Here is a 25,172-nt window from a genome sequence, read left to right on the forward strand (position 1 = left end):
ACAAGCCATTGGAAGGGGGAAGCGAGCTATTTTCGTCTCTCTGTATTTACTGCAACCGTTCTAAGGCGTTAATGGCGGGTTGGAATCTCGGATCGAGATCGCGGGCTTTCATATAAGAATCTCGTGCTTCTTGAAAGCGTCCCCATTGCTCTAAAGCCAATCCTCGATTCATCCAGACAAAGGGATCTGACGGTTGCAGCCCTACGGCTTTGTTAAAGGAAGCTAGAGCTTCAGCGCGTCGGTTGAGCGAGGAGAGAGCAATTCCTCGACCGCTCCAAGATTGGTGGTCGCTCGGCTCGATTTGTAAAGCGCGATCGAAAGACGCGATCGCATCTTTGTGACGATTGGCTTGAGAGAGGGCTAAGCCGCGATCGCGCCAAGCATGATAAAAATTGGGAGCGATCGCGATCGCCCTGTCATAGGATGCGATCGCTCCAGCAAAGTCTCTCTTGCCATCGCGCAACAAGGAACCGCGATTGTGCCAAGTCAGATAAGATTCCGGTCTGATTTCAAGAGCTTTGTCAAAGGCTGTCAAGGCTTCATCGTAGCGCCCCAAAGGAAAGAGAGCATTGCCTTTACTCAACCAGGCGAGATAGGAGTCCGGTTTGATTTTCAATGCTTTTTCATAGGAGGCGAGGGCATCTTCGGGGCGCTGTAATTTAATTAACACGTTACCGCGATCGACCCAAACCGTTACGTTATTGGGTTTACGTTCTAGGTCTTTGTCGTAGGCAGCTAGCGCTTCTTTATAAACATCCAGCGCCTCTTTACGGCGACCTAAGTACTGTAGGGCTAAGGCTTTATTTTGCCAAAATTTAGGATCGAGCGGTTTAATTTCCTGCGCCTTATTCAAGACCCCCAAAGCTTCTTCGTATCTGCGCAAGCCAATCAGAGCAATTCCTTTATCGCTGAGAGCTTCAGCGTAATTTGGTCTAATTCTGAGTGCTTCTTCCTGAATTGCCAACGCTTCTTGAGGACGCTCCAGTTTATACAAAGCTCTGCCTTTCCGATTCAAAGCTTCGGGATCGCGGGGTTTGAGGCTCAGCGATTTATTATAGGCAGACAAAGCAGCCTCATAGCGTTCCAATCGATAGAGAACATCTCCTCGACCTTTCCAAGCGCGAGCATCGCGAGGCTGTAATTCAATCGCTTTATCGTAGGCAGCCAGCGCTTCTTGATAGCGCTCTAGGGCAAATAAAGCATCGCCTCGACCTTCCCAACCTTGTAAATTGTTGGGGCTGATGTCTAAAACTTGCTGAAAGATAGGGAGTGCTGCTTCGGGTTTTTCCTGCTGCACCAAGCGATCGCCTTGATGCGCTATCAGCATCGGTCGCACGGTCGGACGAACGATCTCTATGACTCCCAGAAGAAAACCCATCCCCGCCACAATTACCAAAATATACCAAAGATTTAAAAAGCGTCGCCTGCCGCGATCGAATCTAGTTGCTAAATCGGCGGCAGTTCCTCGTCTCGATCTCGATGTAGAGGTTGGCAAAGATGTGCGTTCGGCTGTAGTAAAGAACCTGCTGGACTCTCCTAGTGCATTCAACACTTTGCTAGCAGAGGAGTAGCGCTTGTTGACATCCAACTTCACCATCTTGTCGATTATTTTTGCCAGCTTCTGGCTTATCTGTACGTTTTCGTGCCAGATTGCCTCGCCCGTTTTTGGATCGGTCTGAAGTTGCTCTGGAGATGTTCCGGTAAGTGATTGGATAGCGGTCATTCCTAAAGCATAAATATCGCTGCTATAGGTCGGTCTACCTGCCATTTGCTCCGGGGGCATATAACCCTTCGTTCCTACTATCCGATCCGAACTGTCAGAGCTACTTCGATCCGATAGCAGTTTCGCGATCTCTTTAATCAAACCAAAGTCAGTCAGTACAATTTTGTTATCTTGTCGTCGTCGGATGAGATTGGATGGCTTGATATTGCGGTGGACTATTCCTTGCTGGCGAACGAACGCTAAGATTTCCAAAACCTGATAAAGAAGATCGACGACAGTTTCTTCGCTCAAGTGCTGGTTTCTTTGAATTTCTTGAGAGAGTGCCTCGCCATCGATAAATTCTCGAACGATGTAATAGTCTTGCCCTTCCTCGAAGCGATCCCAAAGGTGGGGAATTTGAGGATGATTGCCTAACTCCTCTAAAACGGCTAAATCGTCTCCAAATAGACGTTCTACATCTTTTAGGGGGGAGGGGTCGCTCGTTTGAGACTGGAGTTGTTTGAGGATACAAGGCGATTGGTAATGTCGCACTAGATTCTCGGCTAGATACGTATGGCTTCCTATTTCTCCCCCTAAGTAGCGGCTAATTTTGTAGCGTCCGCCTACAGTTTGTCCGATTTTGAGTAGAGGCTGTAAATCCTGAAGAACTTCAGCGACGGAGTGATAGCGCTCTTTCAAGTTCGGGCGTATCATTTTGTTTAAAATGGCAGCTAAGTGCGGACTCACCCGCGTCAACCGCTCCCAGTCCTTTAGTGCGCCCGATTGCACATCTTCCAATTCTAGTGGCGATCGCGCAGTCAAGGCATAAATGGCTGTTTTGCCCAAGGCATAGATATCGCTACTATAGACTGGTTTGCCGTTCTGTTGTTCTGGTGGCATATAACCAGGCGTTCCAATGACCTTGGTTATCATTGACTGTTTGTGAGCATCAAATGACAGGGTGCCGATTTCTTTAACTGCACCGAAGTCAATCAGTACAATTTTGTTATCCCGTCGTCGTCGGATGAGATTGGATGGCTTAATATCGCGGTGGATGACTCCCTGCTGATGAACGAACGCTAAGATTTCTAAGACTTCCTTAAGGAAGTAGATGACTTGAAGTTCTTCTAGAGTCTGACGACCGACTTCTATCCTAAATTCTTCCCCATCAATATATTCCTGGATCAGATAGAATTCTCCATCTTCTTCTAGATAGGCTAAGACTTGGGGAATGCGATCGTGATTGCCCAATCGCTGCAATACTTGCGCTTCGAGCGAAAAACGTTCTTTGGCATTTTGCCATAGCGACGCACTATTAAACCTGAGTTGGAGTTGTTTGACAACGCACAAAGGTTGGTTAGGAAGTTCCGTATCTTTGGCTAGATAGGTCTTGCTAAACCCTCCACTTCCTAACTCCTGTAAAATTTTGTATCGACCGTCTATGATTTCTCCTAACTCAGGCATGGTATTTGCTAGATCAAATCCTAAATAGTCTTAGAACAGCCTCTAAGCTTAAAAACAATTACATTATCGTTATAAATAACTTAAAAAACACCTCCTTAATACTAACCTATGAATAAGCCTTCAGATAATCTGGAATGATGGGAGTAGCGTTTGTAGACCCATTTACGTCTATAGTTATCAAGCGGTTTTTTACAAAAAGTAAAGGGGAATGGATATGAAAAAGATATACGATAAAAACTGGCTCAAAAAATTAACTGGTTTTGTAGGAATTGCAGGGGTCAGCACCCTACTGAGCTTTCCCGTTTTAGCTCAATACTATTATCCCCCATCTAGTTTTTTTCAGCCTACTGCAAACTATTACGAAAGCGAGCAGGAGCCGATTGTTGACATCCTACTCAAATCTGGCGAATTTAAAACTTTTAATGCTTACTTAAAAGAAACAGGGATTGTTGAAACTTTAAAAGGAGAAAAGATGTTAACCATCTTTGCTCCAACAAACAAAGCGTTTGAGGCGTTACCTGAAAACGTTCGCGAAAAGTTGTCGCAACCTGAGAATTTGGAGAAAGTGCTAAAATATCACTTAGTTGCTGGTATTGTTGCTGAAGAAGATATAAAACGCGGAGAAATCGCAACTATTGAGGGACATTCAGTGAAAATTACGGGAGTTCCTATGGGCGATCGCGTTGGAGTCAAGCTCAACGAGGCGATGGCTAGCGATCCTCTCAAAGCTAACGATGGCGCGATCGTTCCGATCGATGAGGTACTCTTACCCCCCGATTTTTAGAGTTTCGATAGTGAAGGGGAAATTTTTTAGACGGCTCTAATCTAATCAAGAAAGAACGATCTGGATCGCTCGTTGCAAGTCTTCTAGTTCTCCGACAATGCGTCTTACAGGTTGGGGCCAAACTCGCACTAAAGTAGGCGTAGCAGAGACTTGGTTGGTTTCTGCTAGTTCTGGGTGCTTAAGGATGTCTATCACTTTAAGCGTGTAAGGATATTGAAGCTGTTGCTCCAAGACTTGATGGAGCGTCTCTAAAGTTCGTTTGGTGGCAATATCGTTACCAGCTACAAATAAGCGCAATACGTAACCGCGTATTTGTTCCTCAGAAGGCAAGCTTTCTGAGGTTTCGCTTAGAACTTGTCCGACTTTTGGGCGAGTAAGTTGCTGTTGGTTGTCCAAACATGCGACGAGATCGTGGTTTTCCCAAAGTGGAGCAAACAAAGGACGATAAGTTTCTAAAACGATAGGGTTGCACGTCTCTTCTTGCCAAGGTGCAAGCTGCCAGACTAATCCCTCCGTTCCAAAGATGGCATTGAGCAGGGGTTGATAGCGTCGTACTGCCGGATAAACCTCAGCAAAGGTTTGTAGTTGCTGAGTGTGGGGATCGAACCAGCGATCGACAGTCGCGGTGTATCCCGGAACCAAAAAATGAGGAGGTTCTGACAATCCTAGTAATTCTTGCAAAGCAACGCATAGGTGTAAATGCCAGCGATCGCGTTTACTAGGATCGACACAGTAGACTACATCTCCTCCAGGGGTAAACAACGCAATGCCTTTAAATATTTCAGGCACGATAACAAAAGGAATAAAGTGCGCAATGAACTCGCCGCATGCTGCCAGACGCAAGTTCTAGCCCAACGGCAAGGAAAAAAGAATGAAGGATAGAACACCTCATCTTTCATCCTTCTTTCTAAATTTTACCGCGCAGCATCATCGCCATCTCATTCGGCGTAGGTGATAATTCTAAGGCGGTTTCCTCGGTAATGCGTCCTTCTTGGTAGAGATTGAAGAGGGATTGGTTGGTAGTAATCATGCCATCGTACTCGCCTTCCTTCATCAGTTCTAGAATTTCGTCGTTCTTGCCCTGGCGAACGTAATCTTTAATCGTTTCTGTATTAATCAGGATGTCGTGATAGGCGGCCCGCTTTCCATCTGTAGTACGGCACAAGCCTTGGGCAATGATAGCAACTAGCGATTCTGCGATCGCGACTCGCATGGCATCCTGTTCCTCGGCGCTATAGAGGCTGAGAATACGCTCCAGGGTCTTGACAGCGCTGTTGGTGTGTAGGGTTCCCATAACCAAGTGACCCGTTTGCGCTGCTTTGAGAGCCGTGTTCACGGTTTCTTTGTCCCGCATTTCCCCTACCAGAATGATATCGGGGTCTTCCCGCAAGGCAGCTTTGAGGGCATTATCAAACTTGTGAGTGTGAATGCCGACTTCGCGCTGTTTGATCAAAGAACGACGGCTTTGATGGACGAATTCAATCGGGTCTTCGATGGTGATGATATGCTTGGCGTGTTCTTTATTGATGTAATCTACCATCGCCGCCATCGTGGTAGATTTACCCGAACCCGTAGGGCCCGTCACCAAAATGAGTCCTTTGTGTGCGTTGGAGATATCCTTAAAAACAGGAGGCAATCGCAACTGTTCTAAAGTTAAGATTTTCAGAGGAATCAAGCGCAACACCATCCCTGGACCTCTGAGACTGTCAAAAATGTTAATCCGAACGCGGGCAAAGTCGTATTGGGTTGCGCCGTCAAATTCTAGTTCTTTTTTGAAGCGCTGAATTTCTTCCTCGCTGAGAATCTCCCGCAGCCAACTCATGAAAGTGTTAATGTCCGTCTCTGGATATTCCAAGATAATCATTTCACCGCGATCGCGCATGCGCGGCAGTTCTCCAACTCCCAAGTGAACGTCAGAATAACCTTCATCATAGGCACGACGAATCAGTTGTGCCAGCGACGGCTGATTGGGGGCGCGTCCTGCTACTCTAGGAGGCGGAGTCACAGCGGTTCTAGGCGGCGGTGGCGGTGGCAGAGGGACTGGCGGAACCGAACGCGGTGCTTGGGTCATAGAAATCTCCAGAATCTAAAAAACCTAATTTCTCTATCCGTTATCGCTAGTATTCCCAAACCCCAATCATTGATAACATCGATAGTCATTAGTGGTCAGTGGTTGCTTGTCCGACTTCCGACCTTCGTTCTTAGAAAGTTCTTAGTCCCCTTGAATATAGCTTTCGACTTCGTTCCCTTCTCTTGCTATCGGTGTTACCAAGACTTTATCAACTCGATTCCCATCCATATCGACAACTTCAAATCGTAAATTCCCCCATTCAAAACTATCGGCTGCCATGGGAATTTTGCCGAGAAGGGTAATCACAAATCCGCCGACAGTATGATAATTTCCCTCTTTTTCTCCTGGTAATTCTTCGACATGAAAAACTTCTTTAAAATCTTCAATCAATAAAATCCCATCGACTAACCAGCTACCGTCTTCCCGTTGAACGATTTGCGGCGCTTCTGGCTGACCTGTTGTCGGAAGGTCTCCGATAATAGCTTCTAAAATGTCGGTGATAGTAACTAAACCTTGAATCACGCCATATTCGTCTACTACCAGTGCAAGATGATTGCCGCTTTGTTGAAATAATTCGAGAACTTTTAATCCTCTAGTACTTTCGGGGACAAATAACGGCTGTCGTAAAGATGAGGTAAGATCGAAAGGCTGATTGGCAAAACAACAGGCAAGTAAATTATTGACTTGCACGATCCCTAAAACCTCGTCTAAACTGCCTTGGCAGACGGGGAAACGAGTATAGTTGCTGGTAATAATTTTTTGGCGATTGACTTCGGAAGAATCTTCGAGATCGAGCCAGACAATTTCCGGTCGCGTTGTCATGAGGGTGCTGACTCGGCGATCGCCCAAGCGCAAAACTTGCTCTAGCATATCCTGTTCGGCTTCCTCAAAGGTGCCCGCCTCGGTTCCCTGCTGGATCAAAATTTTGATTTCTTCTTCAGTAATGAGGGGTTCGTTAGAAACCGTTCCCGCACCCAAAAGGCGCAGCACCAAATCGGTGGAGAAACTCAACAAGCGAACGATTGGAGAAACCCCGCCAGATAGCCAGCGTAAGGGCATGGCGACGAGTCTGGCAATTTTTTCGGGATTATTTAAACCGAGGCGCTTGGGGACTAATTCGCCAATCACTAGCGATAGATAGGTGATGATCAAAACCACGATCGCAAATGCGATCGCTTGGCTTTGAGCGGCTAGAATGGGAACTTGTTCTAATAATGCTGTCAGACGTTGTGTGATGTTTGCGCCTCCATAGGCGCCAGCAACAATCCCGATCAGGGTAATGCCAATCTGAACTGTGGAGAGAATTTGGTTGGGATTGTTGGCGAGTTCTAACGCTACCCTAGCCTGTTTGTCCCCTTGAGCGCTAAGCTGTTCTAGGCGGATTTTGCGGGCTGAGACAATCGCTATTTCAGATAGAGCAAAGACGCCGTTGAGGACGATTAACAAAAGAATGACTAAAATTTCGCTAGCGACAGAGAACATAGATTAAATAACTTGAGTTGCCTTGCCTCGTTGGCAGGATAGGCGAATGCCGATCGGGTCTAGTATTCGTCAAACATCATCATAGCTCGTATCTCTCGTACAATCTGTTAAAGAACAACCGGCGCTATCCACTTCGGGGATGATTCGCGATCGCGAATTCGCTACAGAAAATAACTTTGCAAATAGCTCGTGACGACACGTAGTTTTATAGGAGCCAAACTAGCCATCAAAAGCACTAAAGCTATACTGTTAGAGAGATAAGGGTCTTTCTTCCATTGAGATCGTTATTATCGACAAATAATTAAAATGACATTAGAGTCCATCGTCCGTGCTTTAGCGCGATCGCCCCTCACTCAAGAATTGCTTCAAAAACTAAACCAGCAGCGATCGCTTCTGTTGTCTGGCATTTCTCGCTTACCGAAGGGATTAGTCGCTTCGAGTTTGGCGCAATCTCAAGACAAGAACCTATTAGTTGTCTGCGCCACGATTGAAGAAGCAGGGCGCTGGGCGGCACAATTAGAGGCGATGGGGTGGAAGACCGTACATTTCTATCCTACCTCAGAAGCATCGCCCTACGAGCCATTTAACCCCGAATCGGAGATGATTTGGGGACAGATGCAGGTATTGTCCTCTGTCGTTATCAATTATTTGTCATTGGTTGGGGAAAAAGAACAAAGGACAAAGGACGAAGGACAAAAAACTAATATTGCTATCGTTGCAACAGAGAGAGCGCTACAACCTCATTTACCGTTGCCAGAGATTTTTCAATCTTACTGTTTGGAGTTCGAGCTAGGAATGGCGCAGGAGGCAAAAACCCTAGACTCGCACTTGGCAAAATTGGGTTACGAACGAGTCCCTCTGGTAGAAACTGAGGGGCAATGGAGTCGCCGAGGGGATATCGTCGATCTTTTCCCCGTTTCGGCAGAATTGCCCGTGCGACTGGAGTGGTTTGGCGACGAACTAGAACAAATTCGAGAGTTCGATCCGGCAACGCAGCGTTCCCTCGATAAAATCGATCGCTTGGTTCTTACCCCGACAAGTTTTGCACCGATTATTGCTGCTGCAATTAAAAATGTAGAAGATGCGCTATCGATCTATCTTTCTGTTCAAGAAAAAGAAGCTTTTAGTGCGGGAAATTTACCGGAAGGAATGCAACGATTTTTGGGAATTGTCTTTGAAAAACCCGCTTCTTTATTAGAGTATTTACCCAAGAATACTCTATGCGTATTCGATGAAGTCGAACAGTGTCGCGCCCATAGCGATCGCTGGGTTGAGTATGTCGAAGAGCGATGGTTAGAGTTAGACAAACCTTTACCGAAAATTCATCGTTCTTTCGAGGAATCTTTTCAATTAGCCGAACAATTTCCAATTGTTTATTTATCCCAACTTGCCGAAGAAAGCTATCATCATTCAATTTATACAGTTAATCTTTCCAGCCGTCCCATTCCAACAACTCCCCATCAATATGCAAAACTAGCCGAAATTTTGCGAGGAAAGCGAGAAATTTATAGTGGCATTACCCTTAGTAAATATGCTAGCTGGATTATTTCTGCTCAACCTTCTCGGACGGTTTCGCTATTACAAGAACACGACTGTCCCGCACAATTTATCCCCAATCCACGGGACTATCCAGCCATAGAAAAACTCAACGCGCAAAATACAGCAGTTGCCTTAAAATATTCTGGCTTAGCAGAATTAGAAGGGTTTATTTTACCGACTTATCGCATCGTCGTCGTTACCGATAGAGAATTATTCGGACAACACGCATTAGTCAGCCTTGGCTATGTACGAAAACGTCGCCGTGCTGCCTCTAAACAAGTCGATCTCAATAAATTGCGTCCGGGAGATTACGTCGTTCATAAAAGTCATGGAATCGGGAAATTTGTCAAGCTAGAGACGTTATCCGATCGCGAATATTTAGCCATTCAATATGCCGATGGATTGTTGAGAGTTCCGGCAGATTCTTTTGATAGTTTATCTCGCTATCGTCAGACGGGAAATCGTCCTCCCGAATTACATAAAATGTCGGGGAAAGCTTGGGAGGCGACCAAAAATAGAATTCGCAAATCGGTCAGAAAATTAGCCGTCGATTTATTGAATTTATATGCCAAGCGATCGCAACTTTCCGGTCATGCTTATCCCGCCGATACGCCTTGGCAAGCGGAATTAGAAGATTCTTTTCCCTATCAACCCACGCCGGATCAACTCAAGGCCATTCAAGATGTCAAGAGAGATTTAGAAAGCGATCGCCCGATGGATCGTCTCGTCTGTGGCGATGTCGGTTTTGGCAAAACCGAAGTGGCAATTCGCGCCATCTTTAAAGCTGTCACCAGCGCACACAAACAAGTCGCTTTTCTCGCGCCAACGACGATTCTAACTCAGCAACACTATCACACGCTAAAAGAACGATTTGCTCCCTATCCCATTAACGTTGGCTTGCTCAATCGTTTTCGAACTGCCTCGGAGAAAAAAGAGATTTTACAGCGCCTCGCAACGGGAGAATTAGATATCGTCGTCGGCACGCAACAATTATTAAGTAAAGATGTCAAATATAAAGATTTGGGACTGCTAATTATCGACGAAGAACAGCGATTTGGAGTCAATCAAAAAGAAAAAATTAAAGCGATGAAAACGCAAGTCGATGTACTAACTTTGACAGCGACTCCGATTCCTCGAACCCTTTATATGTCTTTGTCGGGAATCAGGGAAATGAGTTTAATTACTACTCCCCCGCCTTCCCGTCGTCCTATCAAAACCCATTTATCGCCCTACAATTTAGAAGTCGTCAGAACGGCCATTCGCAACGAACTCGATCGCGGCGGACAAGTATTCTACGTCGTTCCCAGAGTCGAAGGCATTGAAGAAACTGCCGGACAGTTAGGACAAATAATCCCCGGTGCGAGAATTGCCATTGCCCACGGACAAATGAATAGTTCCGAACTCGAAGCAACCATGCTGGCTTTCAATAACGGAGAAGCCGATATTCTAGTGTGTACGACGATTATTGAATCGGGATTGGACATTCCCAGAGTCAACACCATTATCGTCGAAGATGCCCAGCTATTTGGATTGTCCCAACTATATCAGTTGCGCGGACGAGTCGGGCGATCGGGAGTGCAAGCACACGCTTGGTTATTGTATCCCAGCAAAGAAACACTAACAGATACCGCACGCCAGCGCTTGCGTGCCTTGCAGGAATTTACCCAACTCGGTTCTGGCTATCAATTAGCCACCCGCGACATGGAGATTCGCGGCGTGGGCAATCTGCTAGGGGTAGAACAGTCGGGGCAAATGGAGGCGATTGGGTTTGAGTTATATATGGAGATGTTGCAGGAGGCGATTAAGGAGATTCAGGGACGGGAAATCCCGCAAGTGGACGATGCGCAAATCGATCTGAAGCTGACTGCTTTTATTCCAACCGATTATATTCCCGATCTCGAACAGAAAATGGATGCATATCGGGCAGTTGCGCTGGCGAATTCCAAGCGAGAATTGCAACAAATCGCCGCAGATTGGAACGATCGCTATGGCAAGCTGCCTACACCCGTAGAACAGTTGTTGAAGGTAGTCGAACTCAAACAAATTGCCAAATCGCTGGGGTTTTCTCGCATCAAACCGGATGGCAGCCAGCACGTCATTTTAGAAACCCCCATGGAAGAACCTGCCTGGAAGTTATTGCAAGAAAAGCTTCCCGAACACTTGCGATCGCGTTTCGTTTACAGTCCGAAAAAAGTGACGGTGAGAGGATTGGGCGTATTGAAACCCCAGCAGCAGTTAGAGAATTTAATCGATTGGTTGGGTAAGATGCTTGATGCTTTACCTGAGGCTAAGGTTGTTTGAATTTCGCGCACGGATAAAACCCGACTAAACGAGAAGCTTTTGCCGCAGGGTTTTTGCCCGTTGCGCGATCGCGTCCCAATCCCTTGTTTCTAGAAGTTGTTGGGGAAATAATTGACCCGAAAGACCAACAGCGATCGCGCCTGCTTCGATAAATTGACAAGCATTTTCTATGCTAATCCCTCCGGTGGGAATCAGCGGAATTTCCCGCAAAGGACCTTGTAAACTTTTGATGTAACTGACTCCGCCAACTGCATCGACGGGAAAAACTTTGACGCAGCTAGCACCGGCTTGCCATGCCGCGACAATTTCGGTAGGAGTAAGCGCCCCAGCAACGATGGGAAGATCGAATTCGATCGCCGTTTGAATGAGTGATAAACTCACGTGAGGGGTGAAACAGAATTGAATGCCGCAGGCGATGGCATCTTTGAGGCGATCGACGGTTAAAATCGTGCCAGTCCCGATGATACAGTTAGGTAATTGCGATCGCAGTTGACTAATTAACTCGGCAGCGCGATCGCTATTCCAAGTAATTTCAATTAAGCGCATTCCTCCTTCGGCAGCGGCTTTCGCCATTGATAAGCCTAGTTGTTTGTCAGTGGAACGAATAATTGCGATCGCCCGATGGTGTTGCAGTAGTTGCAACCAGTCATTTAAGCCGCAAGATGACAAATAGGAGTCGGACATACGCCCACTTTAGCGCCGAACAATACTCATGAACGTTTTTGAACTTTGAACGATTTCGGTCAACTATCGAACTTCCTTGAGCGTCTCTACTTTCTTGGTGAACAGTTCGGTAAATAAACTCAAGACAGTGCGATCTTCTCGGATTTTGATGTTAGCAGTAACACCCATGCCCGATTGGAGGGGAAGTTCTCTACCACTAGAGACCAAAACCTGTTTATCTAATTTGATTCTGACGGGGAATCGCTCAAAACGCTCGTTAGGGTTAGTTTCACTAGGAGGCAAGGCATCCGAACCGACAGAAATCACCTCCCCTTTGATATCCCCAAATTCGCTATACGAGTAAGTGAGCAGTCTGACATCAGCTTTCTGTCCTTTGCGCACGAAACCGATATCTTCATTGGTCACATTCACTTGAGCAACCAAATAATCATCTGGAACGATTTTGAGTAAAGGTTCGGTTTGGGTTTGCGGCGCGACGTAGCCTGGGCTAGCTTTTAGATCGAATACCGTTCCAGCGACGGGCGCTCGCAATTCTTGATATTTTAGGGTGACTTTGGCGCGACTGATTTGACTGTCGAGTTCTGCGATGCGATTTTCATTGTCTACCATTACCTTGGTTAGTTGGCTGTCGATTTCAGCAATACGCTTTTCGTTTTCTGCTATCTTATCGCGGACTTCTTTACCAGACAGGGCAACCGTATTGTTTAACTCTTCCTTTGCCTGAGCGATATCTAAGCGCAACCGTTTCTCTTCTTCGAGGAGTTTTTCGATTTCAGCCCGACGGGTTTGAACTTGTTGTTGTTGCTTGTTATATTCAATCGTTCCGTCGGCTCTTTGCTTAATTAATTCCGCGCGGCGATCGTTGATCGATTGTCGCTGTCTCTCTAATTGAAGTTTGGCTAATGCTCCTTCTGCTAGGAGCGGTTCGACATCGCCAAGAATTTTTTCTTCAATAGCTAAACTTTCTTCCGCTTGTGCGACTGCTTTTTTGTTTCTCGCTTCGATTTCTGCGAGCGTTTTTCGATCGTCGTTCAGCTGTTTTCTAGCATCGGCTAACTGGACTTGATTTTGCGACAGTTGTTTTTGGAGTTGCTCCATCTCTAGTCTCGCTGCCTCGACGCGGGACTTCGATTCGTCGATAGCATTTTGTAGGCGAGCGAGTTGTTCGGTACTGAGTTTGCCTTGCTGCGCCGTTCCGTTCAGCTGTGCCTGAAAGAGTTGATTTTCCGACACGAGCGCTGTGCGATTGCGAGCAAGGGCTGCCACTTGTTTGGGTAAGTTCAGTCGAGCGATCGCTCGTTCGACTTCGGACGGATTTAAAGGTCGTTCCATCAAGGTTTGATAAAATTCATTTTCTCGCTGAAGCGACTGACGAATTTTTTGATAGGAGACAAGTTCGGCTGCCGATGCTGTAGAGTCTAGCGTCACCAGAACCTGCCCTTTCTCTACCTTCTGTCCATCTTCTACCAAGACTTCTTGAACGACCCCATCGACGGGAGCTTTAATTTCTTTGACTTTCCCTTCTGGCTTGAGGGAACCTTGAGCGGGAACGACCTGTTCGATTTTGGCAAATGCCGCCCAAATAATCCCAAAAGTCGTTACGCCAATCAGCGACCAAATAATTGCCCGCGACCACCTGGGAGATTGGCGCAGAATGACTGTTTGCTCGAAGGGCAGGGTTAGCGCTTCGGACTTGGAGCTGACTGCTAGCGTAGATTTTGCCGAGCCGTTCCTCAAGCCGACGGAAGACACTAATTTTCCTCTCAGCTGCCCGGAAGTCGGTTTTACGATTGCCGCGCTCCCCACTTCTGCTTTCATTTTGGGAGCGATTTTTTCAAACAGTCCCGGTCCGATATGGACGTAGCCTTTATAGATCGAACGAATGGCTTCTCTGAGTTCTTTGGCTGGGGTTCCTTTGAGCAAATAGCCTTTGGCTCCTGCATCGAGAGACTCTTTGACGTACTCGTGGTTGTCGTAACTACTGAGAACGAGAACTTTAACCTCGGCAGATTTTTGACAGATTGTTTGCGTGGTCGTTACGCCGTCTACGTCCGGCATTTCCATATCGACGAGAACGACATCGGGTTGTAGCAATTCTACCTGCTCGATCGCCGTCCGACCGTCAGCAGCCGTGCCAACGACTTCTAAATCCGGCTCTGTATCGAGTAGCGCCTTGAGTCCTTCTCGAATCATTCTCTGATCGTCTACAACCAGGATGCGAATTTTTCCTTCGCGATCGCCATTTGGTTGGTTGCCGTTTGCTAAATTCATACTTCCCAATTTATATTTCTTTTTGGTTAGTGGTTAGTGGTTAGTGGGGAAAAATTGACTAACTACCAACTACTCACGATTAACTATTATCTAAATTACATTCTGGCTTCTTGTTGTTGATACAAATAGTAATAACGTCCCTTGAGTTTCATTAGTTCTTCATGGGTTCCCTGTTCTACTACCGAGCCAGCGTCCATCATAACGATAACGTCGGAATTTTTAATCGAGCCGAGACGGTGAGTGATAAAAAAGACTGTGCGATCGCGAAAAGCGTCGATGAGATTAATACAGACTTGTTGCTCGGTGGCGTAGTCGAGGGCGCTAGTTGCCTCGTCGAGGACGAGAATGCGAGGCTGTTGCAGTACCGTCCGCGCGATCGCGATCCGCTGTCGCTGTCCGCCAGAGAGCGCCGAACCTCTTTCGCCGACTCTGGTATTGTAGCCATTGGACAAGGTCATGATGAATTCGTGGGCGGCTGCGACTTTAGCGGCTTCGATGATTTCTTCTGTCGTCGCATCGGGATTGGTCAGGGCAATATTTTCCTGCACCGTTCCATCGAACAGGAGGGTTTCTTGGGGGACAACGCCTATCTGACGGCGTAAGGAGTACAGCTCTACTTTGCTGATGTCGTACCCGTCGATGAGGATACGTCCCGATTCTGGCTCGTAAAGCCTTGAGATGAGTTTGGTTAGGGTACTCTTGCCCGCCCCACTTTGTCCGACGACGCCAACAAAGGTTCCGGGAGGAAAATCTAGATTGACGTTATACAGTTGTAAGGGACCGTGACTCTTGAAGCGGAAGGAGACATTTTCGTATTTGACTGCTCCTTCGATCGAAGGCATGGGAATGTTGGTGCGGTCTTGTTCGGCTTCTTGCGGCGTATCGACGATATCTGCCAGTCTTTCTAAAGAAAGGGCGGTTTCTTGGAAATTCTGCCACAGTTGCGTCAGGCGCAGGATGGGAGAAGTTACGTAGCTAGCGATGATGCGGAAGGCGATCAGCTGACCCAAGGTAAGCTGTTGGTCTAGGACTAAGAAAGCCCCAACCCAAAGAACCAGAAGCCCGGAGAGCTTGTTGAGGAAGCTACTGGTCGAACCGGCTAGGGTCGAGGTAATGACGGTTTGGAATCCCGCCGAGACATAGTTGGCGTATTTTTCTTGCCACTGCCAGCGCGATCGCAGCTCGATATTCTGTGCCTTGACCGTTTGAATGCCCGTCATCACTTCGACGAGATAGGATTGAGTTTGGGCATTGCGTTCTGCTTTGGTTCGCAGTTGTCGGCGAATAATGGGCGAGAAAAAGAGGGTCAGACCGATAAAGAGCGGGATAATCCCCAATGCTACCAAGGTCAGGATCGGGCTGTAGACGATCATCGCCACGATGTAGACGATCGAAAAGATCGCATCCAAGACTACGGTCAAAGCGGTTCCCGTGAGAAACTGCCGGATATTTTCCAGTTCGTTGACGCGCGTGGAAATTTCCCCGACGGGTCGGCGCTCGAAATAGCGCAGGGGCAAGCGTAGGAGGTGGTCGATAATTTCTGAACCCAAACTCATGTCGATGCGGTTGGTCGTATCGACGAAGAGGTAAGTTCGCAGGGTGGTGAGAATGGCCTCAAAAATGGCGATCGCTAAGAGAAACACCCCTAAAACTTGTAGGGTATCGACGCTATTTTGGACGATTACCTTATCGATGATGACCTGAACCATTAGGGGATTGGCTAGTCCGAATAGCTGGACGAAGAAAGAGGCGATAAAGACTTCGATCAGCACTCGGCGGTAGCGCTTTAAGGCGGGGAGAAACCAGCGCAGCCCGAAGCGTTCTTGGGGAGTTTCTTTAGTTTTTTGCAGCAGCAGGACTTCCCCTTGTGTGCCCCAACTGTCGAGAAAATCGGCGCTCGGACGGCGCAGGATCCCAATTTCCGGCACGCCAATAATCGCGTGGCGATCGTTAATTTCGTAGATAATTGCTAGACTATCTTGCCAGCGCACCAAAATGGGAGTTTTGAGATTGGTAACGGCTCTGGCGGGAACCTTCACCAGTTGAGCGTTGAGTCCCATCAACTCCGCGATCGCGCCGCACACGGGCAGCGATAGGGTATTGCTACGCTGTAGTTGCTCTGTAATAATACGACGGATGACTTCCTTGCGAAAGGGCATCCCAAAATATTGACTGAGCATTTGGAAGCAGGCAACCCCTACTTCTTGCGGCGTTTTTCCATGGACGTATGGATAGTCCTTCTCTTTAGTGACATCGATGGCTTGTTCGGCGCTGCTATTATCTGCCTCTAGCAGTTCTGCTTCCGCATAGGGAATATCTCGCACCGACTCCGGAAGCGATTCGACGGATGAAGTAGCCGATAGAGAGGCATCTGCTTGAGTTGCCAGTTGCCAGTTTTCCGTTGGCAATTGGGCGGGCAATCCGATCAGACGCGCTGGCATCGACCCATTTACCTCGATTTTTTGGGTATCACAGAGATCGAGACGGTTGCCGATAGGGCAACTGGCGATATTGCCGCCGCTCACCACCCAGATTCTCTGAGAATCCTGTAGGGGTGGGTGTTCTTTAATCGACGACGTACCCGGAGGAAGAGAGTACACTGCCACATCATTGATTATCTCAGTGGTCAATTGTTTGAGGTCGATCTCTGCGAGTGCTTGCTGCTCTAATTGATAGCCTAGAAGCTCGAAGACTTCAACAAGCGCCGCTTGCTGGTAAAATGCCTCGCCAAATTGGGGATATTGTTCTAGAAGTTGAAGAAACTCACTGTTTCTAATCGTCAAGCAAACGGCTTCCGTAGAAGAAATGACGGTTTCGCCGGGAATTCCTCTAATTAAGTTAACCCAACCGATTATCGCGCCGGGCTTGAGTAACTTTAAAGTAACGGGGATTTGAGTGCGAGGGTCGTAACCGAGCAAACGCGCTTTGCCTTCATATAAAATTGCGACGTGTGGCAGCATTTTTTTTTGCGTCAGCACGATCTGACCCATCCGGTAGCGCCACGGCTCAAATTTTTGCGCTAGTTCGGCGATGACTTCGGGGGGCAGTCGGTCAAACGGGGCTACCGAAGAGATAAATTTTTGAAATTCGACAGTTGTATAGCTCATAACTCGATTAGCTTCTCGCGCCCTAACCTTTGGTAACCGATTGCAGATCGTTATTTATATATACCCAGATTGGTTTCAATAATTCACACATGGTAACCAAAAGAGATTTTGTTGGGGGCGGATAGAAACTTTTGCTATTTTAGGTTACTTCGCTCTAACTTTACCGCGAATTGATAAATAAATGATAAACGAGTTTTTCCTCTTCGGCTAACGCCTGTTTTCAGTAGCTAGTTTGGTTTTTCAGTTGAGTTTAATGCATCTATGAAATAGAGAATTGGCGATCTGTGCCAAGGGAAAATTGACCGATCGCCAATTTCTAAGAAAATCATGGTAATAAGCAACAATCAAGCAATTTTAGGAAACATAAAGGAACAATGCTCCTGAAATTGAGCTTTTAGCCATTCGTACCAATCCTCCAACCCTTCACCGGTTAAAGCAGAAACCTGAAAGATACGAATGCGAGGATTCACCTGTCTGGCATATTGTAGACAAAGTTCTATATCAAACTGGACGTATGGGAGCAAATCAATTTTCGTCAAAATCATGACATCGCTGACGCGAAACATATAAGGATATTTAATCGGCTTATCGTCTCCCTCTGTCACTGAGAGAATAGCCACTTTAGCCCGTTCGCCCAAATCAAATAAAGCCGGACAAACGAGATTGCCAACATTTTCGATCGCCACGATCGAGTGGGGGGGAGGGTTGAGTTCGCTATAGCCTTGCTCGACCATTGCTGCATCTAAATGGCAGCCCGTTCCCGTATTGATTTGGACGACTTGACAGCCCGTTTCCTTAATTTTTCGAGCGTCGTTGACCGTTTCTTGATCGCCTTCGATAACGCTGATGGGAATCTGCGCTTTGAGGTCGTTAATCGTGCGGATTAAGAGGGTAGTTTTTCCGGCACCGGGAGAACTTACCAAATTCAGGGCGAGAATATCGCGACCTTTAAACCAGCCTCGATTTTGAGCCGCAATCAGGTCATTTTTTCTGAGGATATCTTGCTCTAGCGAAATCGTCGTCCCGTGCATCCGAGCGTGAATCCGGGGAGAGTCAACGGAGGGGGTTGGATAATGGGAATGAGAATGAGTCATTACCGTGCCATCTGGAAGCGTATGAGTATGATAGTGTTCGCCTTCTTTCATCTGTTGCCTAACAGTTTCACCCGTTTGAAAATGGGTAATCTTGATGGAATCGTCGCCAGAACAACCGCAAGTTACGCACATACCTTTTCTACCTCCATTTCTTTGATTTTTAATTCCGTGCCCCGAACAATTTCTAGATCGGCGCTGCCGCAGCGATCGCAAATGCCAAAGGGTTCGTTAAGGGCAACCTCTGTCCCGCACTGACGGCATTTTCCCAAACCCGGAATTTCCAGGATTTCTAAGGTCGATCCTTCTAAAACCGTGCCTCGGCAGCAGACATCAAAGCAGAAGCGAATGGCATCGGGCATCACTGCCGAGAGTTGGCCGATTTCTAAGGTTACTCGTTTGACGGGAAAGCCTTGGGCGTGTTCGTTAACGATCGCAACGATATTTTGAGTGATTCCGAGTTCGTGCATTTCGGGGAGCGATGTATGGGGTTGTACTTACTATCTATTGCAGCTCTAGAATTTTTTTATCTGAGGTTTTGTCTAGAAATTCTTAAGGTTACTTGCTTGCGGATCGTTAGATTCTAAAACGACTGGTTCGTTGAGTACGGGGAAAGCGACGGAATTAGCGATGAAGCATTCTTAATGAGCTTGATGGCGAGCTGCGATCGCACTTTGTAAATCGTCGCCAGCTTTGATAATCACTTTTGGATGCAATACGACTTCGATAAATTTCATCTTGCCGTCTTTGTATGCCATCTTTCCCACTGCTTCGTCGGAGTAATCAATTACTCGAATGCGGTTGCGGGCGCAGATAGCCAAGTAGCTCGACATATGACGGGCAGATAGGGCAATAACCACTAAATCTTCTGGATTGTGTAGATTGCGATCGCCCCTAAAGGTTGGACTGCCGACCCGACAAAAAGAGGTTTCCCTTCTATGCTAGCGGTATACTCGCGAGAATAGGACTGGTAAACCAATATCATTATTCAAGAGCATTCAAGAGCAGCTAACAAACTCTTCAACATCAAATAAGAAGAAGTCGCCCCCGGATCTTGATGACCGATGCTGCGTTCGCTTAAATAGCTAGCCCGACCTTTCTTTGCCAGCATCGGTATCGTGTCTTTCATGCCTTGCTCGGCGGCGGCTACTGCCTGTTGCATCGCTTGGCACATATCTTTATTCTCTGCCGCTGCTGTCTGGAAAGCCGTCACCGCAGGAAAGAGGGCATCGACCATCGTCTTGTCGCCCAGTTGTGCTTTGCCGCGATCGAGTACCCCCTCTAATCCGGTTTGCAGAAGTTTGAGCATATCTTCTACAGTCAGTTCCTCTTTGCCAGCCACTGCCCCACTCGCTCGCAAAAATAGCGTCCCATACAGGGGACCGCTAGCACCGCCGACAGTGGAAATTAGCGTCATGCTTACCAGCTTCAAAATGCTGCCAATATCTTTGTTAGCCAGGTTAGGCAGTTGACTTGCTACCTTTTTAAAGCCGCGATCCATATTGATACCATGGTCGGCATCGCCGATCGCAGCATCCAGTTCTGTCAAATAGTCCTTATTTTCTTCTATAGCGGCTGCAAACATTTGCAACCATTGTATTACTTGGTCTTTAGTCATTTGTTAGTGGATAGTTGTTAGTAGTTATATTAACCATTAACCACTAATCCCAACTAGATTCCCCATCGCATACTGGGCGTTTTTACGGATGCATCCCATAAGCGAATCATCTCGTCGTCTAACTTGAGCAGAGTAATCGAGCAACCTTGCATTTCCAGAGAAGTCATGTAGGAACCGATGAGGTTGCGTGCGATTTGCAGTCCGTGTTTTTGACAGATTTGGGCAAGTTTGCGGTAGACCAGATACAGTTCGGAAAGGGGAGTTCCGCCCATGCCGTTGACAAAAGCTAACACGCGATCGCCTTTTTCCAAGGGGGTATCTGTCAACGCTACCTCCACCCATTCGCCTTTGTCTTCATCCCATTCGCGTACCGTCCTGCTGTAGACTGAATCCTCAATAATAGACAGTGCTAACATCTCGGTAATTTCATCGGCTGACTTGAGTGCCGTGCGTTCTCGTCCCGGTTCGCCGTGAATGCCGATTCCGATTTCCATTTCATTTTCGCCCAGTTCAAAGGTTGGAGTTCCTTTGGCGGGAACCGTACAAGAAGTCAGTGCCATGCCCATGCTGCGTCCATTCAAGTTAACTCGTCGGCACAAATCCGCTATTTGGCGGAGATCGTAGCCTCCTTCAGCAGCCGCACCGCAAATTTTTTCTGCCAGCACCGTCGTCCCTACGCCCCTGCGTCCTTGGGTATAGAGGCTATCTTTGACGGCTACATCGTCATCAATTAAAACATTCAACGTGCGGATACCCTCTGCACGGGCTAATTCCGTTGCCATCTCGAAATTCATCACGTCGCCGCTGTAATTTTTGACGATGTAGAGGATGCCAGCCCCACCATTTACCCATTTGGCTGCCTCTAGCATTTGGTCGGGCGTGGGCGAAGTGAAAATTTCTCCGGGACAAGCGGCATCGAGCATACCCATGCCAACGAAGCCAGCGTGCATCGGTTCGTGTCCGCTGCCCCCACCGGAAACGATCGCTACTTTTCCCTGCACGGGGGCATCGACTCGATAGACGAAGGTGGGATCGAAGTTTACTCGAATCAAATCGGAATGAGCGGCTGCCATGCCTTCTAAACTTTCGCGCACGAAGTCTTCTGGCTTATCGATCAGTTTTTTCATGGTTTCAGCGCTCCTTGCCCATTGGCTCCTAAAACCAAGGATAACTTGAATTTACAAAACCCTCGCTCGCTTCATCGGCGTGGCAAAGAGGTCTTGAAAAGCCGATTGACGCTGTTCTAGAGGTTCTTGGGCTAAATTCCACAAACTTTCGTAGAAAAAGAACGAAACGCCGGCAAATCCCTGCTTGCGGACGGCTTTTACCTGTGTCTTAATTTGTTCGATCGGCACGGGACGACCTTTTAATCCAGACAAAACCCCAATGCCGAAGGGAATATGTTCTTTGGCGGTTCTGACTTCCGCTTGAGATAATTCCCTCAAGAAAGCTTTCATATCGTCGCGATAGACTTGTAGAACTATTTCTTCAACTAACCCCATTCTTTCCCATTTCTGCCAGTCTGCCAGATAGCAGTTTAAGGAAAACGCTTGCGGATTGGGAGAAACAGAAACGATCGCATCGGGATTGCTTTCTTTAATCGCGGCAAACAACTGTTTTAGGTAGTCTGTCACTTTATTTGCCCGCCAGCGCGTCCATTCTGTCCATTCTCGATTGTTAGCGACGCAATTATTCACGGTTTTGATGTTAGCTGGCGGTTTGGGCGGTAGTTTGCCGTTATGTTCTTGTTGATAGAGTTTGATAGTGTAATCGTCATACCCGAAGTCGTAAGGAAAACCGAAATGGTCGTCTACTTGGATGCCATCGACATCATATTTACTAACGATTTCGACGACGAGATCGGTAATGAATTGCTGGACATCGGGACGAAAAGGATTGAGCCACACTCGTTTGTGAATGTTTCCTTCTAGCCAAACCGTGCTGCCGTCGAGACGTTTGGTCAGCCATTCGGGATGGCGTTTGGCTAATTGCGAGTCGGCAGGTGCCATAAAACCGAACTCAAACCAGGGAATGACTGCCATTCCTTTGTCTCGTCCTCGTTCGATAGTTTCTGCCAGGATATCTCTTCCTTGGAGTCCTTGCGCGGGATCGAGGGAAAGTCCAATAACTGCTTCGGCGACTGCGCTGGGATAGAGCGTATGACCCCAGTTCCAAACCGTAGGATAGAGGGTATTAAAGTTTAATTGAGAAAGGGTATCGATCGCATCGGCAAGCCTTTGTTGCTCGAAGAGAACGTCGCTGTCGATATTGGTCAGCCAAACGCCTCGGATTTCAGCGGGTTCGTTGTAAGGATTTTGCGATCGCGCTGGCAAAGCGAGCGAGGCAAGGGTAAAACCGAAGATAAGTAGAAAAATCAACCAGGCTTGACGACCAAACCGACGACTAAACTCAACCAATCCGTGCGCACAGACAGTCAGGATTTTGTAGAGGTACTGTTTCATCTCTAGTGAAGATCGAGTCAGACACTAGCTTATCCGACAGGGCGATCGCTATCTTCAAAAACTAGATATAGAAAAAACTTATTTCCGTAGACGGTTTAAAAATCGAGAGAGTTCCATACTAATCTAAAAAATTGGGAGATATTAGAATCCACAAGATGAACCAAGAAAAAGTGATTTGTACGACTGACTGGATTACCGTTAAAAAAACAGCGAGAGGTTTTTATTACTTAGAAAGAAAAGGAAGAGACTCGGTTGCCGTCTTCCTAGTCAGAAAAAATCACTTAAAAGAGTACGAGGTTCTGATTAGACAGCAACCACTTTGTATCGATAATTCGGAGGTCAATGGAAAACTTAAACTCTATCCTTGCCCTATTACTGGAGGCATTGATGGAGAGGAAACGCCCCTAGAAGCAGCGATAAGAGAAGTCAAAGAAGAATCAGGGTTTTCAGTTTGCGTTTTGCCTTTGGGTCAATATATTGTCGGAACGCAAACCAATGAAATTTGTTATTTATATTATGCCGATGTCACTGGACTAGAACCGGGAGTCGCAACTCAAGATGGCAGCTATTTTGAATCGATTAGCAAAAATGAGTGGCATCTATTCGAGTATTTAAGTCAATGCGATTATTCAGCTTGTCAGATTGGGTATTTTAAGTTAAAAGCCATTCTTTTTAATACCAAATTGTAGGCGAGTGGTTTACAAGACACCCCTCTATCATAGCCAAATTTGATATTAATATTGGCTGCTAGTATCGATTTTACTGGGGCGATCGTCCCAAAGTAAAGGGCAGCGATCGCGTTTATTGCGTTGAACTTCAGATCTTGCACCATTCTCAACAACCGCTCTTTTAATTCATTTCCTAGCTGATAGAAAAAGTTTTCTCAATAAGTACCTCTTTTAACCGATTGGTATTATCCGCCAATAAATCCCTGTACGGTCTTTTTAAGGCAAAAAAATAAAAAAAACATTCCTACCTCTGTAAGGCTTATTCTTTACCTTAGCTAGAAATCTTTCTTTAGGTGGAACTTGAATTGCCGCTCAAAGGCTAAAATCATCTCAAATTTGATTAAATAGTCAGCATAGATCGTGCAAGCAGGACGCTCGCGAGTAAAATGCTCTCCCTAGATATTGTAGTTTTTCAAGCAGATTTGATATCATAAGGTACGCAATTAAAATCTCAAAAGGAGTTGCCATGACACCAGTTTAATGCCAATCTTGGCAACATTTGTTCATCTCTTGTTTGCGCAATAACAACCTGAAGATGAGTAGATAAAAATCGTTTTTTATCTTCTCATTGTTGAATAAAATTGCCTAATTAGATTGGTATGATTTTTATCTTTACAGTCGAACTGGAGTCTAGTTGACTTCCAAGTCGTTAAAAGAACCAAGTAAAAACGATTAAAGGAGTTTATATGCGAATTGCTCAAGTAGCTCCCCTGTGGGAGAGAGTACCTCCGCAAGGCTATGGTGGGATAGAACTCGTAGTCGGTCATCTGACTGACGAATTGGTCAATCGCGGTTATGAGGTAACCCTTTTTGCGTCCGGAGATTCCGAAACTTTAGCCGAACTGAAAGCCATTGTCCCTCGCGCACTCCGTCTCGATCCGTCAATCAAAGAACCCGTCGCCTACGAGTTACTTCAGCTAACTCAAGTGACCGACATGGCAAATGAGTTTGACCTAATTCATTTCCATACGGGGATAACCCCATTGCCCTTTGTCCCCATGCTAAAAACATCGGTGGTTCATACACTGCATGGATGCTTCACATCGGATAATCACAAAATCTTCGATCGCTACCGCGACCAACCTTATATTAGTATTAGCAATGCTCAGCGTCGGGGAGCGCCTCAGCTTAATTACCTCAGTACAGTATATAACGGGATTAGAATAGAAGACTATCCGTTTCAAGAGCAACCAGAAAATCCTCCCTACTTAGCCTTTTTAGGGAGAATGTCTCCAGAAAAAGGACCGCAACACGCGATCGCGATCGCCCGTGCGACGGGCATACCATTGAAAATGGGGGGAAAAATAGATAAAGTCGATCGCGACTTCTTTGAGGCAGAAATCGTTCCTCATATCGATGGCAAAAATATAGAGTATTTGGGCGAACTCGATCTGTCAGAGAAATCGCAACTCTTTGCTAATGCAAGTGTTACCCTATTTCCGATTACTTGGTCCGAACCCTTTGGTTTAGTCACGATTGAATCGATGTGTACCGGAACCCCGGTAGTTGCCATGAATTTGGGTTCGGTTCCCGAAGTCATCGCCCATCAGAAAACGGGTTGGGTTTGTTCTAGTCTAGAGGAGATGATTGCAGCCGTTCCCAAAGCAATGGAACTCGATCGCCGAAAATGTCGCGAATATGTAGAGCAACGCTTCAGTATTATCAAAATGGTGGATGATTACGAAGCAGCTTACAAACGAGCCATTCAAGAAAAACTATCGTTTAACGGCAAAATTTCTAATTCGGCACCGATCTCAAATCCGTTTAATTAGTCCCGCTTGCGACTCCTGTTGGTCGCACTACTGGTTATTGTGGTCGTTCATCCGGATTTGATATGACAAACAAAGTCACTTCCTAGAATAGCGTTC

Annotated in this window: 17 protein-coding genes and 1 pseudogene; 4 read left to right on the top strand and 14 right to left on the bottom strand. The window is 46.7% G+C overall.

Annotated features, from left to right (window positions below):
• Positions 1-46: 46 nt before the first annotated feature.
• Positions 47-3,166 carry a serine/threonine-protein kinase gene (locus NIES593_RS05250; protein WP_073598578.1) on the bottom strand — a complete coding sequence of 1,040 codons (3,120 nt, stop codon included), beginning with the start codon at positions 3,164-3,166 and terminating at the stop codon, positions 47-49.
• Between the two features lie 214 nt (positions 3,167-3,380).
• Between NIES593_RS05250 and NIES593_RS05255 the strand changes: the two genes are divergently transcribed.
• Positions 3,381-3,950 carry a fasciclin domain-containing protein gene (locus tag NIES593_RS05255; protein ID WP_175561039.1) on the top strand — a complete coding sequence of 190 codons (570 nt, stop codon included), beginning with the start codon at positions 3,381-3,383 and terminating at the stop codon, positions 3,948-3,950.
• Positions 3,951-3,995: 45 nt separating this feature from the next.
• Here NIES593_RS05255 and NIES593_RS05260 read toward each other — a convergent pair whose 3' ends face one another.
• The 3 genes from NIES593_RS05260 to NIES593_RS05270 form a co-directional block, all read right to left on the bottom strand.
• Complete coding sequence (locus tag NIES593_RS05260; protein ID WP_083602349.1) at positions 3,996-4,739, bottom strand: circadian clock KaiB family protein; 744 nt, start codon at positions 4,737-4,739, stop codon at positions 3,996-3,998.
• A 118-nt stretch (positions 4,740-4,857) separates the two neighbouring features.
• Complete coding sequence (locus NIES593_RS05265; protein ID WP_073598580.1) at positions 4,858-6,021, bottom strand: type IV pilus twitching motility protein PilT; 1,164 nt, start codon at positions 6,019-6,021, stop codon at positions 4,858-4,860.
• A 141-nt stretch (positions 6,022-6,162) separates the two neighbouring features.
• The gene (locus tag NIES593_RS05270; RefSeq protein WP_073598581.1) at positions 6,163-7,503 is read right to left on the bottom strand and encodes a hemolysin family protein; all 1,341 of its coding nucleotides are present in this window, start codon (positions 7,501-7,503) and stop codon (positions 6,163-6,165) included.
• 306 nt (positions 7,504-7,809) lie between these two features.
• Between NIES593_RS05270 and mfd the strand changes: the two genes are divergently transcribed.
• Positions 7,810-11,343: a transcription-repair coupling factor gene (gene mfd / locus NIES593_RS05275; protein ID WP_073598582.1), complete on the top strand. Its 3,534-nt coding sequence runs from the start codon at positions 7,810-7,812 to the stop codon at positions 11,341-11,343.
• 24 nt (positions 11,344-11,367) lie between these two features.
• Here the strand turns inward: mfd and NIES593_RS05280 are convergent, their stop codons facing one another.
• From NIES593_RS05280 to NIES593_RS05320, 10 genes and pseudogenes are all read right to left on the bottom strand, one after another.
• Entirely contained in the window at positions 11,368-12,027 is a 660-nt protein-coding gene (locus NIES593_RS05280) for a bifunctional 4-hydroxy-2-oxoglutarate aldolase/2-dehydro-3-deoxy-phosphogluconate aldolase (protein ID WP_073598583.1), read from the bottom strand.
• 63 nt (positions 12,028-12,090) lie between these two features.
• A complete protein-coding gene (locus tag NIES593_RS05285; protein ID WP_425432530.1) occupies positions 12,091-13,779 on the bottom strand; it encodes a beta-barrel domain-containing protein in 1,689 nt (562 codons plus the stop codon).
• A 138-nt stretch (positions 13,780-13,917) separates the two neighbouring features.
• Positions 13,918-14,298: pseudogene (locus tag NIES593_RS25445) on the bottom strand (response regulator); the annotation flags it as partial.
• A gap of 95 nt (positions 14,299-14,393) precedes the next feature.
• Positions 14,394-17,405, bottom strand: a complete 3,012-nt coding sequence (locus tag NIES593_RS05290) for a peptidase domain-containing ABC transporter (RefSeq protein WP_073598585.1) — start codon at positions 17,403-17,405, stop codon at positions 14,394-14,396.
• A gap of 344 nt (positions 17,406-17,749) precedes the next feature.
• On the bottom strand, positions 17,750-18,631 hold the full coding sequence (gene hypB / locus NIES593_RS05295; RefSeq protein WP_073598586.1) for a hydrogenase nickel incorporation protein HypB: 882 nt from the start codon (positions 18,629-18,631) through the stop codon (positions 17,750-17,752).
• Entirely contained in the window at positions 18,622-18,966 is a 345-nt protein-coding gene (gene hypA, locus NIES593_RS05300; RefSeq protein ID WP_073598587.1) for a hydrogenase maturation nickel metallochaperone HypA, read from the bottom strand. Before hypA ends, hypB begins: the two co-directional genes overlap by 10 nt.
• 171 nt (positions 18,967-19,137) lie before the next feature.
• Positions 19,138-19,356: an OsmC family protein gene (locus tag NIES593_RS05305; protein WP_073598588.1), complete on the bottom strand. Its 219-nt coding sequence runs from the start codon at positions 19,354-19,356 to the stop codon at positions 19,138-19,140.
• Positions 19,357-19,484: 128 nt separating this feature from the next.
• Positions 19,485-20,114, bottom strand: coding sequence for a dihydroxyacetone kinase subunit DhaL (dhaL, locus tag NIES593_RS05310; protein WP_073598589.1), 630 nt, complete (start codon positions 20,112-20,114; stop codon positions 19,485-19,487).
• Between the two features lie 53 nt (positions 20,115-20,167).
• Positions 20,168-21,241: a dihydroxyacetone kinase subunit DhaK gene (gene dhaK, locus NIES593_RS05315; protein ID WP_073598590.1), complete on the bottom strand. Its 1,074-nt coding sequence runs from the start codon at positions 21,239-21,241 to the stop codon at positions 20,168-20,170.
• A gap of 51 nt (positions 21,242-21,292) precedes the next feature.
• Positions 21,293-22,576, bottom strand: coding sequence for a glycoside hydrolase family 10-like protein (locus NIES593_RS05320; protein WP_073598591.1), 1,284 nt, complete (start codon positions 22,574-22,576; stop codon positions 21,293-21,295).
• A gap of 155 nt (positions 22,577-22,731) precedes the next feature.
• Between NIES593_RS05320 and NIES593_RS05325 the strand changes: the two genes are divergently transcribed.
• Together NIES593_RS05325 and NIES593_RS05330 are read left to right on the top strand one after the other, a co-directional pair.
• Entirely contained in the window at positions 22,732-23,265 is a 534-nt protein-coding gene (locus NIES593_RS05325; protein WP_073598592.1) for an NUDIX hydrolase, read from the top strand.
• 725 nt (positions 23,266-23,990) lie between these two features.
• The gene (locus tag NIES593_RS05330) at positions 23,991-25,076 is read left to right on the top strand and encodes a glycosyltransferase family 4 protein (RefSeq protein WP_073598593.1); all 1,086 of its coding nucleotides are present in this window, start codon (positions 23,991-23,993) and stop codon (positions 25,074-25,076) included.
• Positions 25,077-25,172: the final 96 nt, after the last annotated feature.

This window comes from Hydrococcus rivularis NIES-593 (assembly GCF_001904635.1).
Classification (GTDB): domain Bacteria; phylum Cyanobacteriota; class Cyanobacteriia; order Cyanobacteriales; family Microcystaceae; genus Hydrococcus; species Hydrococcus rivularis.

What these genes read in the sequence shown, in the direction of transcription:
- NIES593_RS05250 (WP_073598578.1), bottom strand. Translation starts at nt 3,166, where the DNA reads ATGCCTGAGTTAGGAGAAATCATAGACGGTCGATACAAAATTTTACAG.
- NIES593_RS05255 (WP_175561039.1), top strand. Translation starts at nt 3,381, where the DNA reads ATGAAAAAGATATACGATAAAAACTGGCTCAAAAAATTAACTGGTTTT.
- NIES593_RS05265 (WP_073598580.1), bottom strand. Translation starts at nt 6,021, where the DNA reads ATGACCCAAGCACCGCGTTCGGTTCCGCCAGTCCCTCTGCCACCGCCA.
- NIES593_RS05270 (WP_073598581.1), bottom strand. Translation starts at nt 7,503, where the DNA reads ATGTTCTCTGTCGCTAGCGAAATTTTAGTCATTCTTTTGTTAATCGTC.
- mfd (WP_073598582.1), top strand. Translation starts at nt 7,810, where the DNA reads ATGACATTAGAGTCCATCGTCCGTGCTTTAGCGCGATCGCCCCTCACT.
- NIES593_RS05280 (WP_073598583.1), bottom strand. Translation starts at nt 12,027, where the DNA reads ATGTCCGACTCCTATTTGTCATCTTGCGGCTTAAATGACTGGTTGCAA.
- NIES593_RS05290 (WP_073598585.1), bottom strand. Translation starts at nt 17,405, where the DNA reads ATGAGCTATACAACTGTCGAATTTCAAAAATTTATCTCTTCGGTAGCC.
- hypB (WP_073598586.1), bottom strand. Translation starts at nt 18,631, where the DNA reads ATGTGCGTAACTTGCGGTTGTTCTGGCGACGATTCCATCAAGATTACC.
- hypA (WP_073598587.1), bottom strand. Translation starts at nt 18,966, where the DNA reads ATGCACGAACTCGGAATCACTCAAAATATCGTTGCGATCGTTAACGAA.
- dhaL (WP_073598589.1), bottom strand. Translation starts at nt 20,114, where the DNA reads ATGACTAAAGACCAAGTAATACAATGGTTGCAAATGTTTGCAGCCGCT.
- dhaK (WP_073598590.1), bottom strand. Translation starts at nt 21,241, where the DNA reads ATGAAAAAACTGATCGATAAGCCAGAAGACTTCGTGCGCGAAAGTTTA.
- NIES593_RS05320 (WP_073598591.1), bottom strand. Translation starts at nt 22,576, where the DNA reads ATGAAACAGTACCTCTACAAAATCCTGACTGTCTGTGCGCACGGATTG.
- NIES593_RS05325 (WP_073598592.1), top strand. Translation starts at nt 22,732, where the DNA reads ATGAACCAAGAAAAAGTGATTTGTACGACTGACTGGATTACCGTTAAA.
- NIES593_RS05330 (WP_073598593.1), top strand. Translation starts at nt 23,991, where the DNA reads ATGCGAATTGCTCAAGTAGCTCCCCTGTGGGAGAGAGTACCTCCGCAA.